Below are 13,406 nucleotides of genomic sequence, written 5' to 3'. Positions count from 1 at the left end.
CCAGGACGAATCCATGATCGAACTGACGATTGCCGATTCAATCGCACGCGTGGTGCTCAACGCGCCGCAGAAGATGAATTCCCTGGACGAGGTGGCACTGGCCGAATTATCCGAGGCCTATGACAAGGCCGCGGCGGCCGTGGACACCGGAGAGGTCCGCGCCCTGGTGCTTTCCGGCGAAGGCCGCGGTTTCTGCGCCGGACGCGATATCTCAGGAGTCAACCCGGCAGATGACGACGTCATCGGCTACCTCGACGGTAAGGTGCAGCCGCTGCTGGAGAAGATATCCAGCTTCCCGGCTCCCACCTTCGCCCTCGTGCAGGGCGCTTGCCTGGGTGTCGGCCTCGGCCTGGCTGTGGCCACCGACGTGGTGTACGTTGCGGAGAACGCCAAGATCGGCTCGCCGTTCGCTAACTTGGGCGCGACCTTGGACTCCGGGGGACACTGGCTGTTCACCGAGCGGCTCGGGGCTCACCGCACCTTGGACATGATCTACACCGCCGAGCTGATTTCCGGTGCCGAAGCTGTGCGTTCGGGCCTGTTCTCCCGCGCCTTCCCGGCGGAGGAATTGGCCGAGCGCGGCGAGGAGATCGTCGCCAAGGTGGCCCAGGGGGCCACCCAGGCCTTCGTCGCGTCCAAGCAGCTGGTTGCGGAAATCCGCGACCAGCGGGTAGGCCTGTGGAACTCGATGCGCACCGAAAACCGGGCGCAGGCAGCCTTGTGCGACACCGCTGATTACGCCGAAGGATTCAAGTCTTTCCAGGAGAAGCGCAAGCCGGTGTTCACTGGCAAGAAGTAGTTTCCCAGCAAACACGAGAAGAGCACCTGGTGGCATCCAGGTGCTCTTCTCGTGCGTTATATAACGAGCCGGCTATCGGGTGTCGGTGTCTTCGAAAATCAGCAGGGTCTGCGTATCCAGAACCGTTGGCAATGACTGCAATTGCTCAAAGACCACACGGCGCAGGTCCAGATTGTCTTTGGCGCGCACCAGCAGGATCACGTCGAAATTGCCGCCGACCAAGCCCACATGGTGCACCTCGGGAATCGATGCCAGATGGTCACGCAACTCGCGCCAGGAATGCTGGCGGAGTTTCAATGTCACGTAGGCGCTGGCCTTGAGTCCCGCCTTGACCGGATCAATCACCGCCGTATACCGGGTAATCACCCCGGAATCCTGGAGCTTTGCGATACGCGAGTAGGCGTGGGCCCGCGATACGTGCACCTTTTGCGCCACGGTGGTGACCGACTGGCGTCCGTCGCTGGTCAGCTCCGCGAGGATCGCATGATCGACATCATCGAGTTTTAGCTCCGCTTCCGCGGCCATTGATTCTCCTTGTTGACGTGCCGGACGTCTCTATTCCAAACACAATCTATTGACACTTTTCGTCTACGAGTATACGGATACTATTCGCAACTTTCCACGATTCCCCGCCGGACTGGATACAGAATGCCACTCATACCCATAATTGATTGCAAATGATGTTTAGGTGAAGTGAGTCACAAGCTGTTGTGCTCATGGACCAGCCAGAACCACGAAAGGTGGGAGAACATGAGCACTGAAGCGCATGCGGATCGCATCTCTGAGGTCAGCAAGAAATTCGGGATTACCCCTGAAGACTACATGCTGCCAGCACGCCACATGATCAACCTGTTGAACCCGGACGGAACCCTGCGCCCAGAGGATCAGCAAGGCACTGAACCGGGCCACGAGTACCCGCTGCCGAGCCCGGCCCGGCTGCTCGAAGCCTACGCTGCCCTGGTCACCGGCCGACGCGTCAACGACCAGAACTCCGCGCTGGTCCGCCAGGGCCGCATGGCGGTCTATCCCTCCAGCCATGGACAGGAAGCCTGCCAGATCGCGGCAGCATTGTGCCTGGGCGAGAACGACTGGCTCTTCCCGACCTACCGCGACACCGTAGCGGTGCTGACCAAAGGCGTTGCACCGATGGAAGTCATGACCAGTTTCCGCGGCGAATGGCACTGCGGTTATGACCCGAAGGCCTATAACTGCGCACCGATGTCCACTCCGCTCACCACCCAGCTGCTGCACGCAGTGGGTGTTGCACACGCTGCCAAGCTGCGCGGCGAAGACACCGTTGTCGTGGCGATGTGCGGCGATGGCGCCACGAGCGAGGGCGACTTCCACGAAGCGCTGAATTTCGCAGCGGTCTTCAACCTGCCGGTGATCTTCTTCGTGCAGAACAACAAGTACGCCATCTCGGTTCCGCTCTCGCAGCAGAGCGCAGCCCCATCCTTGGCTCACAAGGCTGTCGGCTACGGCATGGCCGGCGAGCGCGTGGATGGCAACGACCTGATGGCCTTGATGGCCATCATGACCCGCGCGGTGCGCATGGCCCGCGAGGGCAACGGCCCGCTGCTGATCGAGGCCCACACCTACCGCATGCAGGCGCACACCAATGCCGATGACGACAAGCGCTACCGCGAGGACTCCGAAGTCCAGGAATGGATCGCCAAGGATCCGGTGACCCGGATGAAGGCATACCTGGATGATGCAGGTCTGTTGACCGATGAGACCGTCGCCAAGATCACCGCAGATGCCGAAGCCGTTGCCAAGACCCTGCGCGATGGCATGAACCAGGAAGCCAACACCGATCCACGCGAGCTGTTCGAGCATGTGTACTCGGCCAAGAGCCCGCAGCTTGCGGAACAGCAAGCCATTCTTGTCGACGAACTAGACCGTGAGGAAGCCTAGGATGACTGCCACTACTTCGCGCGTGAACCCGAACGTCAGCGCTGCCACCGCACGAGCCGCAGCAAAGGCTGCCAACGAGAACCAGCCGGTGACGTTCGGCAAGGCGCTGAATACCGCCTTGGCCGATGCGCTGGTTGCCGATGACTCGGTAGTGATCTTCGGAGAGGATGTGGGAACCCTCGGCGGTGTCTTCCGCATCACCGATGGCCTGACCGCACGCTTCGGCTCCGAACGCTGCTTCGACACCCCGCTGGCCGAATCCGGCATCGTCGGCATGGCCGTCGGCATGGCCATCAACGGCATGCGACCGGTCATCGAGATGCAGTTCGATGCGTTCGCCTACCCGGCCTTCGAGCAGATCGCTTCGCATGTTGCCAAGATGCGCAACCGCACCCAGGGCAAGCTGAACCTGCCAATGGTGATCCGCATTCCTTACGCCGGCGGCGTCGGCGGCGTGGAGCACCACTGCGATTCCTCGGAAGCCTACTACGCGCACACCCCGGGCCTGAAGGTCTTCACCCCCTCGTGCGTCGAGGACGCCTACCTGATGCTGCGCGAAGCCATCGATTCGGATGATCCGGTGGTCTTCTTCGAGCCGAAGAAGCTGTACTGGTCCAAGGAGCAGGTTGACCTTGGGCAACTGGCCGAACAGTACGAGGCAAAGAAGAGCGCCACGACCGAGGGGCAGGCACGCATCGCCCGCCCGGGCAGCGATGCCACGCTCATCACCTATGGTCCAAGCGTTTCCACCGCAATGGAAGCCGCCAAGCTGGCAGCCGAGGAAGGCATCAGCCTGGAAGTAGTGGACATCCGCAGCATTGTGCCATTCGATGACGAGACCGTCTGCGCATCGGTCCGCAAGACCGGTCGGGCCATCGTGGTCGCCGAAGCCCAGGGTTTCGCCTCGGTAGCCAGCGAAATCGTAGCCCGGGTGCAGGAACGCTGCTTCCACTCGTTGGCGGCTCCGGTGCTCCGCGTGACTGGATTCGATATTCCTTATCCGGCACCAACGCTGGAGAAGTTCCATCTGCCAAGCGCCGAACGAATTCTCGACGCAGTTGACCAGCTTCAGTGGGAGGCGTAAATGAGTATCAAGACTTTCCTCTTGCCAGACCTTGGCGAAGGGCTGACCGAAGCCGAGCTGGTGCGTTGGATGGTTGCCGCCGGTGACGTCGTTGCGGTCGACCAGCCCATTGCAGAGGTGGAAACCGCGAAGTCGCTGGTGGAAATCCCTTGCCCATTCGAAGGTGTCGTCTCCACCTTGCATGGGGATGCCGGCCAGATGATGCTGGTGGACGAGCCTTTCATTTCGGTGAACACCGGCGGTGAAGACGCTGCGGCCCCTGCCGGCGAAGAAGCCGAACGTGCCCAGTCCTACCGCGAGGAAGAGCGCGCCGGCACCCAGGTTCCTGCCGAGGATGATGCAGAATCCGATGAAGGCAGCGGAAATGTGCTCATTGGCTACGGCACCTCCTCTGCCCAGCGCAAGACCAGCCGCCGGCGCAAGCCGCGCTCAGGGGTCGCGTCGGCCGCGGTCCAGGCACCAGCTGAAGCGGTGCGCGTGATCAACCCGCTGGTACGCAAGCTGGCTCGTGACAACGCATTGGACATCACCACGGTTAAGGGCACCGGTCCAGAAGGGCTGATTCTGCGCACAGACGTGGAAGCCGCCTTGTCAGCCGATGCGGTGCAGCCTGAACCGGCAACACCTGCAGCGCCGATGCCAACTCCCGCAGCCTCAGCTTCGGCCTCGGTTGCGGTGCCGGTGGCCCAAACTGGGGAAGCTGATGCGAAGACCGGCCTGCCTGTAGCTTCCTCACAGGTGCTTTCGGGCGTGCGCAAGACCATCGCCAACGCGATGAGCACGTCGCGCCGGGAGATCCCCGAAGCGACCGTGTGGGTGGATGTCGACGTCACCAAGCTGCTGAAGCTGCGTTCGAAGATCAAGGAGGCAGACGGCCAGGCCCCGAGCGTCATGGCGCTGGTCGCCCGCTTCGCTGTGGCCGGATTGCAGCGTTTCCCGGAACTGAACAGCCGAATCGACGTTGAGGCTGATGGTGGATTGCGCCATACCCTCTTCGAGGGCGTGAACCTTGGCTTCGCCGCCCAGACCGACCGCGGCCTGGTTGTGCCCAATGTGCGCGATGCCCACAAGCTGAATGCCAAGGAACTGTCGGCCGAGTTCGCTCGGCTGGCTTCGGTGGCGCGCGAGGGCAAAGCGGGCGTTGCCGACCTGTCCGGCAGCACCTTCACCATCAACAACTATGGCGTGTTCAATGTTGACGGCTCCGCGGCCATCATCAACTACCCGGAAGCTGCCATCCTGGGGCTTGGGCGCATCGTCGAGAAGCCATGGGTGGTCAATGGCAAGATCAAGGTCCGCTCCATCTGCGAGATGACACTGAGCTTCGACCACCGGGTTTGCGATGGCGGAACTGCGGCCGGCTTCATGCGCTATGTCGCTGACGCGATGACAGATCCAAAGGCCGCGCTGGCGTCGCTCTAGCGTCCACAGTGCCCAGTTCTCGCTCTTTCGAGTGACCATGGTGCCCGTCGAACCTCGCGAGGAACGGCGGGCATCATTCTTTTTGCTGGCATTCTGTCAATGCTCGATGATTTATTCCCATGTCAAATACTAGTTGGTAGAGTTAGATCGATAATCATTTCTGTGCTGGAAATAAGTTGTGCCCGTCTGCTTGCTTGGAAAGTGGGCCAACCGGCACAAAGCAGCGAGAGCAGGGGATTGGGATGGCAATCGCAGGGACCGGAATCAGGAATCGGCCGCTGACCTGCCTGCTGCTTCTTCTCCCAGCAGCTCTTTCGGGTGCCACCTATGCGCTGCTTGCTGGCGACCTGCCGGAAATGACCGCCACGCACTGGAGCTCTACCTACCCGGACGGGTTCACCCGAACCGCCGTCTTTGTCCCGGTCTGCATCGGGCTGACCATCGTTGGTGCCATCACCGGGATGTTGTCCTTGAAGCTGCGCAACAAACCGGCTTTGCTCATGATGCTGCTCTTCGCCGGTGGCCTGCTCGCGTGGAGTGCAGCTGGCGTTTTCGTCAGCTCGGCGGTATCGACAGCGCTCGCCGAAACACCTGAAACGGCAGTGCTGGGCGGCATGATGGTTTTGCTTTTTGCCTGCGCGTTGCTGGGCATAGCGCCGCTGTGGGCCAGCGGCATCTACCAGCAGTACACACGGCAATTCAACGAGGACCGCCAGCAACGAATCGATGCAGCCCAAAGCGTACAGCGGACTGACGCGGCGGAGGCATTCGCCGAGCCACAGCCAGATTCCAGGCAAGCGGAGTTCAAGCAAACTATGGCCGCACCATGGTGGATGTGGATGCTATGCCTCGTGCTGTTCGCAACACTGATCGTTGCTGTAGTGCTGCCCTTTCTGGCCGGTGGAAGCCACGACGGCAGCTTGGCGAGCGTCATCCTTCCCGTGGCCCTGTCAGCCGCAGTCTGCGTGCTGATGCTAGGCGTGATCTGGATCCGCGTATCCATCATCGGCGATCGTTTCCGGGTATCTTCCGCGCTCTTGGGGATCCCAATGCGAACTATCAAGATCACTGACATTGAATCTGTGACCAGTGAAAAGATCAATCCCATGATGTGGGGAGGCTGGGGCTGGCGGATCATTCCAGGCGGTTCGGCCATCGTGATGAGAGAACACGACGGCCTCGTTTTCGACCTCAAGAACAAGAAGCGATTCGCCGTGACCATTCCGGACTCAAGGCAGGCTGCGAACGTTCTCAATGCCCGCATGGGCTAGGCGGAACAGCAGCGTGCTTGATTCCTGTGCCGGTGCCCTATTTCTTCAAGGTGCGCATGGGGCCGATGACCACCGAGCGCAGCACTAAGCCGGATACCAGCGACGCGGCCACGACATGGATAATCCCCAAGGCAGCGTAGGCCAATTGCAGGAACTCCGGAATTTTCTGGATGTGCGGGTGCGGCAGGACGAAGGACAATCCGATGACCGCAGCCCAGAGAACCAAGCTGCCGGCCCCGACGTTCCTCGACCAGGATCCCTTGGGAACTTCGTGGCTCAGCGGCTGGATGCGCTGGAGCACTGCCGAAGCCAGAACCAGCCAGAATCCTGCCACCACGAATCCAGCGGCAATGTCGCTTGGGCGGTGCCAGCCGCAGATCAGGGTGGCCAGTCCCGTCACCGTGGCGAATAACCAGGCAATCGGTTGCACCACTGGACGCAGTTTCGGTGGCGACACCAGATACATCAGTCCCATGGCGGCAGCGGCGGCGGTGGTATGCCCCGAGGGGAAGGAATTTCCTGTAGTGCCGAAATTGAAATCCGGGCGGGTCAAGACCTCGTGCTTCAGAAGCTGCGTGGTGCCGGCTGCGGCTGCGGCCGCGAGGATCGCTACGATGGCCCGAAGGAAATGGCGGTCGCGAATCACCCGATACAGCAGGAATACTGCAGCAATCGCGCCACAAATTGCTGGCAAGAGATCCAGGAATTCGCGGACCGGATTGAGCAAGTCGGTCCGGGGCCACCATTGCGACCACGCGATGAATCCTGTCTGATCCGCCCATTGCCCACTGCGTTGCTGAACGAAAAATATGTACTCAAGACAGAAAAGCGCAACCAGCAGCAGCAAGGCCCACCACCACCTGATATGGTGCGGGCGCGTGGAGGCTGAATGGCGGGGCATATCTCTAGGGTGTCATATCCGGCAGGCGGAACGGCACCGTTCAGGCATGTAACCATGCCCACGCTCGCTAGGCTTGGACTATGAGCTTTGAACTACCGCCCCTTGAAGAATTGCTGGCGCATTCCCATGTTGTCCGCCTTCCGATGCGCGTGAAATTCCGTGGCGTCACCCAGCGCGAGGCCCTGCTGATCGAAGGGCCGGAAGGCTGGGGCGAATTCTCTGCCTTCACCGAGTACGGAGCTGCGGAAGCCGCACGATGGCTGGCCGCCGGAATCGAGGCCGCCTACCAGCCGTTCCCCGAACCGCTGCGCACCAGCATCCCGGTCAACGCCACCCTGCCAGCGGTTGCGGCGAAGGATGTAGGGGCGGTTCTTGAACGCTACGACGCGCCGCACACCATCAAGATCAAAGTGGCAGAACAGGGCCAAGGCCTCGACGAAGACCTGGCCCGCGTGGCTGAAACCCGGCGGCTCTACCCGCAGGCAGCGCTGCGCGTGGACGCCAATATGGGGTGGGATATCACCCAGGCGGTTCCCGCACTGAAAGCACTGAGCGAGTACGACCTGCAATACGCAGAGCAACCGGTGCCTGGCATTACCGGTCTGGCGGAAGTCCGCGAGCAACTGCGCAACGCCGGAAACCCGTTGAAGATCGCCGCAGATGAAGCGGTACGCAAGCACACCGACCCCCTGGAAGTCTCGCGGTTGGGCGCGGCGGATCTGATGGTCATCAAGGCCCAGCCGCTGGGCGGCATCAGCGCTGTGCTGGACATTGCCAAGCACGCGGAACTGGATGTCGTCGTCTCCAGCGCACTGGATACCTCGGTAGGCCTGGCCCAAGCGGCGGCATTGGCCAGCGCACTGCCAGCATTGCCCTATGCCTGCGGCCTGTCTACCGGCACTTTATTATCCGAAGACGTTTGTGCCGAGCCGTTGCTGGCTACCGCCGGATATTTGCCGGTGCGCCGCATTGAGCCGGATCACCAGAAACTGGAGAGCCTGCGTCCAGAAGAGGCGCGCGTAGGCTGGTGGCGGCAGCGGCTGGAATCCTGCTATGCGGAACTGGCTAGGGCATAGCACTACTCAGGAATCTGTTTCCCTGCCGTTCACCTTTGCGTTGCATTTAGAACACTTCCAAGTGAAAACCTCAGTTCGAGTCATTCCCCTGACGATGAGCCACATACTGAGGAAGTGAGCGGATCATGAATCCAACCCGTACCCTTTTGCCAATGCTGGGCCACACCCGCGGCGGCCGTTCTGCAGCTACTTGCCACTTCAAGTGCGCTGACGCCTGCACCAAGCCGGATTGCAACACTTCGTCCAATGGCTACTTCAAGGACATCGCCGACAAGTCGATGTCCCGCCGCAGCATGCTGGGCCTGGGCGCCGTCGGCGCCTCGGCACTGGTCATCGGCCCGCAGCTCTTCGGCGCTGCTGACGCGACCGCGGCGCCACTGGTGCCAATGAAGCCAGGCAAGGGCGGGCACCTTTCGTTCGACGCCATTGAGCCGGTGTCACGTTCGGTAGATACCGTTTCAGTTCCTGACGGCTATGACTGGAACGCCATCATCCGCTGGGGCGATCCGCTCTTCAAGAACACCCCGGCATTCGACGCCTCCAAGCAGTCGGCCCGCAAGCAGGCAGAGCAGTTCGGCTACAACTGCGACTACCTGGACATCATCGTCGACAAGTACTCGGGCCGTACCGGCGTACTGGTGGCCAACCACGAATACACCAATGAAGACATGATGTTCGACGCTGCCTGGTTCGAAGCGAACAAGGACGAAGCCCGCAAGATCGCGATGAACGCCCATGGCTTCTCGGTCGTCGAGGTCAAGCGCAAGAAGAACGACAAGAAGTGGAACTACGTGCAGGGTGGCGAGCGCAACCGCCGCATCACCGCCAGCACCGAATTCCTGGTCGACGGCCCAGCGGCAGGCAGCGACCTGCTCAAGACCGCTGCTGACCCAACCGGAACCAAGGTCCTTGGCACCCTGAACAACTGCGCCGGCGGCACCACCCCGTGGGGCACCGTGCTCTCCGGCGAAGAGAACTTCGACCAGTACTTCCGCGGCAAGGGCACCGCTCAGGAAGCCCGCTACGGCATCGGCACCGGCGCGACCGACCGCGGCTGGGAAGACATCGACCCGCGCTTCGGCCTGCACAACGACGGCTACGAGAACGAGGCCAACCGCTTCGGCTGGGTCGTCGAAATCGATCCGCAGGACCCAACCTCCACCCCGGTCAAGCACACCAACCTGGGCCGCTTCAAGCACGAAGGCGCCAACGTGCGCATTGCCAAGAACGGCAAGGTCGTTGCGTACTCCGGCGACGACTCGCGCTTCGAATACCTGTACAAGTTCGTCTCGAAGAACACCTATTCCAAGCACGATCGCAAGCACAACATGGGCTTGCTTTCCGAAGGCGACCTGTACGTTGCGAAGTTCGAAGGCAACTCGCCAGCAAGCGAAATCGACGGCAGCGGCGCTGTCCCGTCCGATGGCGCCTTCGACGGCATGGGCACCTGGCTGCCGCTGGTGAAGAACGGCGAATCCAAAGTCGATGGCATGAGCATCGACGAGGTGCTGGTCTACACCCGCCAGGCAGCCGACAAGGTCGGGGCCACCAAGCTGGACCGTCCGGAAGATGTCGAGCCGAGCCCGGTCTCCGGCAAGGTCTACGTGGCGCTGACCAACAACACCGACCGCGGCAAGGAAGGCAAGGAAGGCGCCACCGAAGTCAGCCCGCGCGTCCGCAACCGCGACGGCCACGTACTGGAAATCACCGAGGCCGGAAACGACGCCACCGCGGCGAAGTTCACCTGGAACATCCTGCTGGTGGCCGGTGACCCCAATGTGAACGGATCGACCTACTTCTCCGGCTACCCAGCCGACAAGGTCTCGCCAATCTCCTGCCCGGACAACCTGGCCTTCGACTCCAAGGGCAACCTGTGGATCTCCACCGACGGCGCCCCCGGCACCATCGGCTACTCCGATGCACTGCACAAGGTCACCCTGACCGGCAAGGACCGCGGCCGCGTCGAGCAGTTCCTGGCCGTGCCAACCGGCGCAGAGACCTGCGGCCCGCTGATCCATGACAAGGACAACTCGGTCTTCGTTTCCGTGCAGCACCCGGGCGAAGGCGGCAGCTTCGCCAGCCCTACCTCGCTGTTCCCGGATTTCGTGAAGAACGCCGCTGATGCAGGCAAGGGCCAGTTCTACGGTCCACGCCCATCGGTAGTCCAGGTCTTCAAGGAAGACTCGAAGCCGGGCAAGGGCAAGGGCCGCAACAAGTAGACGCAGCCAGCCCGAGCCCCCAGGGCGCCGGCAGGATCCATCAGCGGATCCTGCCGGCGCCCTGGCGCATTCCAAATCGGTTCTCCGGCAGCCCAAGGCATAGACTTGGATAATTGCCTTCAGCTATGGAATCTAAGGAGTCATGCCGCGTGGGAATGCAGCAACCTGACGAGCAACGCGCCATCACCACCGCTCGCCACGTACTCTCCGCAGTGATCCGCGCGGGAATCAGGGATCTGGTGATTTCTCCCGGTTCACGCAGCGCCCCATTGGCCTACGCCGCGGCCGAGGCCGCCGCTGCCGGGATCCTGGATATCCACGTGCGCATCGATGAACGCTCTGCCGCCTTCATGGCCCTGGGCCTGGCCCAAGGCACCGGGCGGCCGGCAGCAGTGGCCGCCACCAGCGGCTCTGCCGTCGGGCAGATGCTGCCGGCGGTGATGGAAGCCAACCATACCGCGACACCGCTGCTGGTTCTTTCTGCTGATCGCCCCGATGAATTGCACGGCACCGGGGCAAGCCAGAGCACCCGCCAGAAAAACCTCTTTGGCGAGCACGTGCGCCTGGCGGCCAATGTCCGTGCCGGTGCTGACCCGCAGCATGAACTCGCACAGGCCTTGGCTGCCTTGGCCGGCAACGAGCAGGATCCGGCCGGCCCGGTCCAATTGAACCTGCAGTTCCGGGATCCGCTGACTCCAGCACCCCAAGAGCGCATCGAGGAACAACGCTGGACTGCGATTGAACCCGGGCAATGGCCGGCACCGCGCCAGCCGGATATGTCGACCCTGCCCGTCCAGCAGCTCAAGCCACGCCGGAGCGTGGTCGTCGCCGGGCATGGGTCTGGCGAGGAGGCGCAGCAATTCGCCCAGGACCTGGGGTTGCCATTGTTCGCCGAGCCATCGTCCAACGCACGTTTCTCGGCCAATGCCATAGGCCACTACCGCCCGCTGATCACCGTGGGCCTTGAGCGCATTGAACGCGTGGTGCTCTTCGGCCGCCCGACCCTGAGCCGCCCGGTGGGCAAGCTGCTAGCCGACCCGGCAATCGAATCGGTGATCTGGCAGCCGGTGCCGGTGGCATGGTATGAGCAGGGCCGGCGACGCGAGACCCCGGTCAGCTCGTGGAACGAACTGCAGGAATTCGCCGGCTCTGGTGCACCGGGCTGGCTCGAAGCGTGGCAGCAGCTCGATACCCAAGCCTTGTCGGTGCGCCAGGATCTGGGCCGGGAGTCGGCGGCCAATGGGGCAGATGTCGCCGAGGCCATCTGGGAGCACGCACCGGAAGTGCTCCTGCTCGGCTCTTCGAACATCGTCCGCGATTTCGACTTGGCGGCCCGCCCGGCACCAGCACGAACCATGACCGTGCACGCCAATCGCGGCCTGGCCGGAATCGATGGAACCATCGCCACCGCCCTGGGCCTGGCCCAGGGCAGCAAGCGTCCGACACTGGCGGTGATGGGGGACATCACCTTCGCGCATGACGCCAGCTCGCTGTCCTGGACTCCGGGTGAAGAGCAGCCCGTGGTGGACATCGTGGTCTACAACGACGGGGGAGGAGCAATCTTCTCCACCTTGGAGCACGGTGAAGTTGACCGTTCGGGCCGCTACGCCAATGCGGTGGAACGGCTCTTTGCCACCCCGCAGCGGGTGAGCCTGCCTGCGCTCGCCGAAGCCTATGGGTGGCAGTACGCCAAAGCAGAAACCAAGGAAGAGCTTGGCGCCGTTCTGGCCGCACGGCGCACGGCGAACCTGCGGCTGATTGAAGTGCCGGCCTCGCGCAGCAGCCTGCGCGCCGAGACGCTTGAGCTGAACCAGGCGATCGGGCAGCTGTCCTGGCCAACCCCCTGAAGGCCGCTGCGAGGCAAAAAGGAATCCCCTGCGCTGCCAGTACATTTCACTGGCAACGCAGGGGATTGCTGATGCGCTGTGGTGCTTAGATGTCGACGTGCGTCGGATCGAGCACGCGGCGCAGGAAGTCCTGCGTACGCGGCTGCTGCGGATTGCCGATGACATCCGCTGCCTTGCCTTCTTCCACCACGACCCCGCCGTCCATGAAGAACACCCGGTCTGCAACTTCCTTGGCGAATGCCATCTCGTGGGTGACCACGAGCATGGTCATGCCCGCCTGGGCCAGGTTCTTCATGATGGACAGCACCTCGCCTACGGTTTCCGGGTCCAACGCACTGGTTGGCTCATCGAAAAGCATCAGGGTCGGTTCCATGGACAGCGCGCGTGCGATGGCTACGCGCTGCTGCTGGCCGCCGGAAAGCTGATCGGGGTAGCGGTCGCCGAAGTCGCCCAGCCCTACGCGTTCCAGGTGGCCCAAGGCGATTTTCTCCGCCTCGGCCTTCTTGCGCTTGAGCACCTTGATAGGCGAAACGGTGCAGTTTTCCAGCACCGTCAGGTGCGGGAACAGGTTGAACTGCTGGAAGACCATGCCCACTTGCTGGCGCATCTTGTCCAGGTTCACATCGGGATCGGTGGCGTTGAAGCCGCCGACCATGATGGTGCCGCCATTTGGCTGCTCCAGCAGGTTCACGCAGCGCAGCAGGGTGGACTTTCCCGAGCCGGAAGGACCGATCAGGCAGACCACCTCGCCCGGAGCAACATTCAGGTCAATGCCCTTGAGCACTTCGTTGCTGCCGTAGGCCTTGCGCAGTCCGGTGATTTCCACGCCCGAAGCATGGACTGAAAGCTTATTGGTGTCGCTCGACATTTCCA

The 13,406-nt window shown here is 62.3% G+C and carries 11 protein-coding genes; 8 read left to right on the top strand and 3 right to left on the bottom strand.

Annotation, left to right across the window (positions count from 1 at the left end; genetic code table 11):
• The first annotated feature begins 13 nt into the window (after window positions 1-13).
• Complete coding sequence (locus ACR9WD_RS11925; protein WP_434922127.1) at window positions 14-799, top strand: enoyl-CoA hydratase/isomerase family protein; 786 nt, start codon at window positions 14-16, stop codon at window positions 797-799.
• A gap of 72 nt (window positions 800-871) precedes the next feature.
• Here the strand turns inward: ACR9WD_RS11925 and ACR9WD_RS11920 are convergent, their stop codons facing one another.
• Entirely contained in the window at window positions 872-1,324 is a 453-nt protein-coding gene (locus ACR9WD_RS11920) for an Lrp/AsnC family transcriptional regulator (protein WP_038992273.1), read from the bottom strand.
• A gap of 225 nt (window positions 1,325-1,549) precedes the next feature.
• Between ACR9WD_RS11920 and pdhA the strand changes: the two genes are divergently transcribed.
• The 4 genes from pdhA to ACR9WD_RS11900 all read left to right on the top strand — a co-directional run bounded on the left by pdhA (window position 1,550) and on the right by ACR9WD_RS11900 (window position 6,490).
• Complete coding sequence (pdhA, locus tag ACR9WD_RS11915) at window positions 1,550-2,713, top strand: pyruvate dehydrogenase (acetyl-transferring) E1 component subunit alpha (protein ID WP_052253880.1); 1,164 nt, start codon at window positions 1,550-1,552, stop codon at window positions 2,711-2,713.
• Window position 2,714: 1 nt separating this feature from the next.
• Window positions 2,715-3,797 carry an alpha-ketoacid dehydrogenase subunit beta gene (locus ACR9WD_RS11910; RefSeq protein ID WP_073705861.1) on the top strand — a complete coding sequence of 361 codons (1,083 nt, stop codon included), beginning with the start codon at window positions 2,715-2,717 and terminating at the stop codon, window positions 3,795-3,797.
• The gene (locus tag ACR9WD_RS11905; protein WP_073705862.1) at window positions 3,798-5,219 is read left to right on the top strand and encodes a dihydrolipoamide acetyltransferase family protein; all 1,422 of its coding nucleotides are present in this window, start codon (window positions 3,798-3,800) and stop codon (window positions 5,217-5,219) included.
• Between the two features lie 176 nt (window positions 5,220-5,395).
• Window positions 5,396-6,490: a hypothetical protein gene (locus ACR9WD_RS11900; protein ID WP_434922126.1), complete on the top strand. Its 1,095-nt coding sequence runs from the start codon at window positions 5,396-5,398 to the stop codon at window positions 6,488-6,490.
• A 37-nt stretch (window positions 6,491-6,527) separates the two neighbouring features.
• On the opposite strand, the gene ACR9WD_RS11895 is transcribed toward ACR9WD_RS11900, so the two are convergent.
• Window positions 6,528-7,184 (bottom strand): phosphatase PAP2 family protein, encoded by a 657-nt coding sequence (locus ACR9WD_RS11895; RefSeq protein WP_157801649.1) that lies wholly within the window; start codon window positions 7,182-7,184, stop codon window positions 6,528-6,530.
• A gap of 287 nt (window positions 7,185-7,471) precedes the next feature.
• Here ACR9WD_RS11895 and ACR9WD_RS11890 point away from each other — a divergent pair, with 287 nt between their 5' ends.
• The 3 genes from ACR9WD_RS11890 to menD all read left to right on the top strand — a co-directional run bounded on the left by ACR9WD_RS11890 (window position 7,472) and on the right by menD (window position 12,533).
• Window positions 7,472-8,467 carry an o-succinylbenzoate synthase gene (locus ACR9WD_RS11890; protein ID WP_073705864.1) on the top strand — a complete coding sequence of 332 codons (996 nt, stop codon included), beginning with the start codon at window positions 7,472-7,474 and terminating at the stop codon, window positions 8,465-8,467.
• Window positions 8,468-8,592: 125 nt separating this feature from the next.
• Window positions 8,593-10,686 carry a PhoX family protein gene (locus tag ACR9WD_RS11885; protein ID WP_434922125.1) on the top strand — a complete coding sequence of 698 codons (2,094 nt, stop codon included), beginning with the start codon at window positions 8,593-8,595 and terminating at the stop codon, window positions 10,684-10,686.
• A gap of 155 nt (window positions 10,687-10,841) precedes the next feature.
• Window positions 10,842-12,533: a 2-succinyl-5-enolpyruvyl-6-hydroxy-3-cyclohexene-1-carboxylic-acid synthase gene (menD, locus tag ACR9WD_RS11880; protein ID WP_434923209.1), complete on the top strand. Its 1,692-nt coding sequence runs from the start codon at window positions 10,842-10,844 to the stop codon at window positions 12,531-12,533.
• An 85-nt stretch (window positions 12,534-12,618) separates the two neighbouring features.
• Here menD and ACR9WD_RS11875 read toward each other — a convergent pair whose 3' ends face one another.
• The gene (locus ACR9WD_RS11875) at window positions 12,619-13,401 is read right to left on the bottom strand and encodes an amino acid ABC transporter ATP-binding protein (protein WP_066140860.1); all 783 of its coding nucleotides are present in this window, start codon (window positions 13,399-13,401) and stop codon (window positions 12,619-12,621) included.
• Window positions 13,402-13,406: the final 5 nt, after the last annotated feature.

The sequence above is a fragment of the Glutamicibacter sp. PAEs-4 genome (genome assembly GCF_051161755.1).
GTDB classification, from domain to species: domain Bacteria; phylum Actinomycetota; class Actinomycetes; order Actinomycetales; family Micrococcaceae; genus Glutamicibacter; species Glutamicibacter nicotianae.
Note: the sequence above shows the minus strand (reverse complement) of the source record. Positions and strands in the feature narration are given on the sequence as shown.

What these genes read in the sequence shown, in the direction of transcription:
- ACR9WD_RS11885 (WP_434922125.1), top strand. Translation starts at nt 8,593, where the DNA reads ATGAATCCAACCCGTACCCTTTTGCCAATGCTGGGCCACACCCGCGGC.
- ACR9WD_RS11905 (WP_073705862.1), top strand. Translation starts at nt 3,798, where the DNA reads ATGAGTATCAAGACTTTCCTCTTGCCAGACCTTGGCGAAGGGCTGACC.
- ACR9WD_RS11890 (WP_073705864.1), top strand. Translation starts at nt 7,472, where the DNA reads ATGAGCTTTGAACTACCGCCCCTTGAAGAATTGCTGGCGCATTCCCAT.
- ACR9WD_RS11875 (WP_066140860.1), bottom strand. Translation starts at nt 13,401, where the DNA reads ATGTCGAGCGACACCAATAAGCTTTCAGTCCATGCTTCGGGCGTGGAA.
- ACR9WD_RS11910 (WP_073705861.1), top strand. Translation starts at nt 2,715, where the DNA reads ATGACTGCCACTACTTCGCGCGTGAACCCGAACGTCAGCGCTGCCACC.
- ACR9WD_RS11925 (WP_434922127.1), top strand. Translation starts at nt 14, where the DNA reads ATGATCGAACTGACGATTGCCGATTCAATCGCACGCGTGGTGCTCAAC.
- menD (WP_434923209.1), top strand. Translation starts at nt 10,842, where the DNA reads ATGCAGCAACCTGACGAGCAACGCGCCATCACCACCGCTCGCCACGTA.
- ACR9WD_RS11920 (WP_038992273.1), bottom strand. Translation starts at nt 1,324, where the DNA reads ATGGCCGCGGAAGCGGAGCTAAAACTCGATGATGTCGATCATGCGATC.
- pdhA (WP_052253880.1), top strand. Translation starts at nt 1,550, where the DNA reads ATGAGCACTGAAGCGCATGCGGATCGCATCTCTGAGGTCAGCAAGAAA.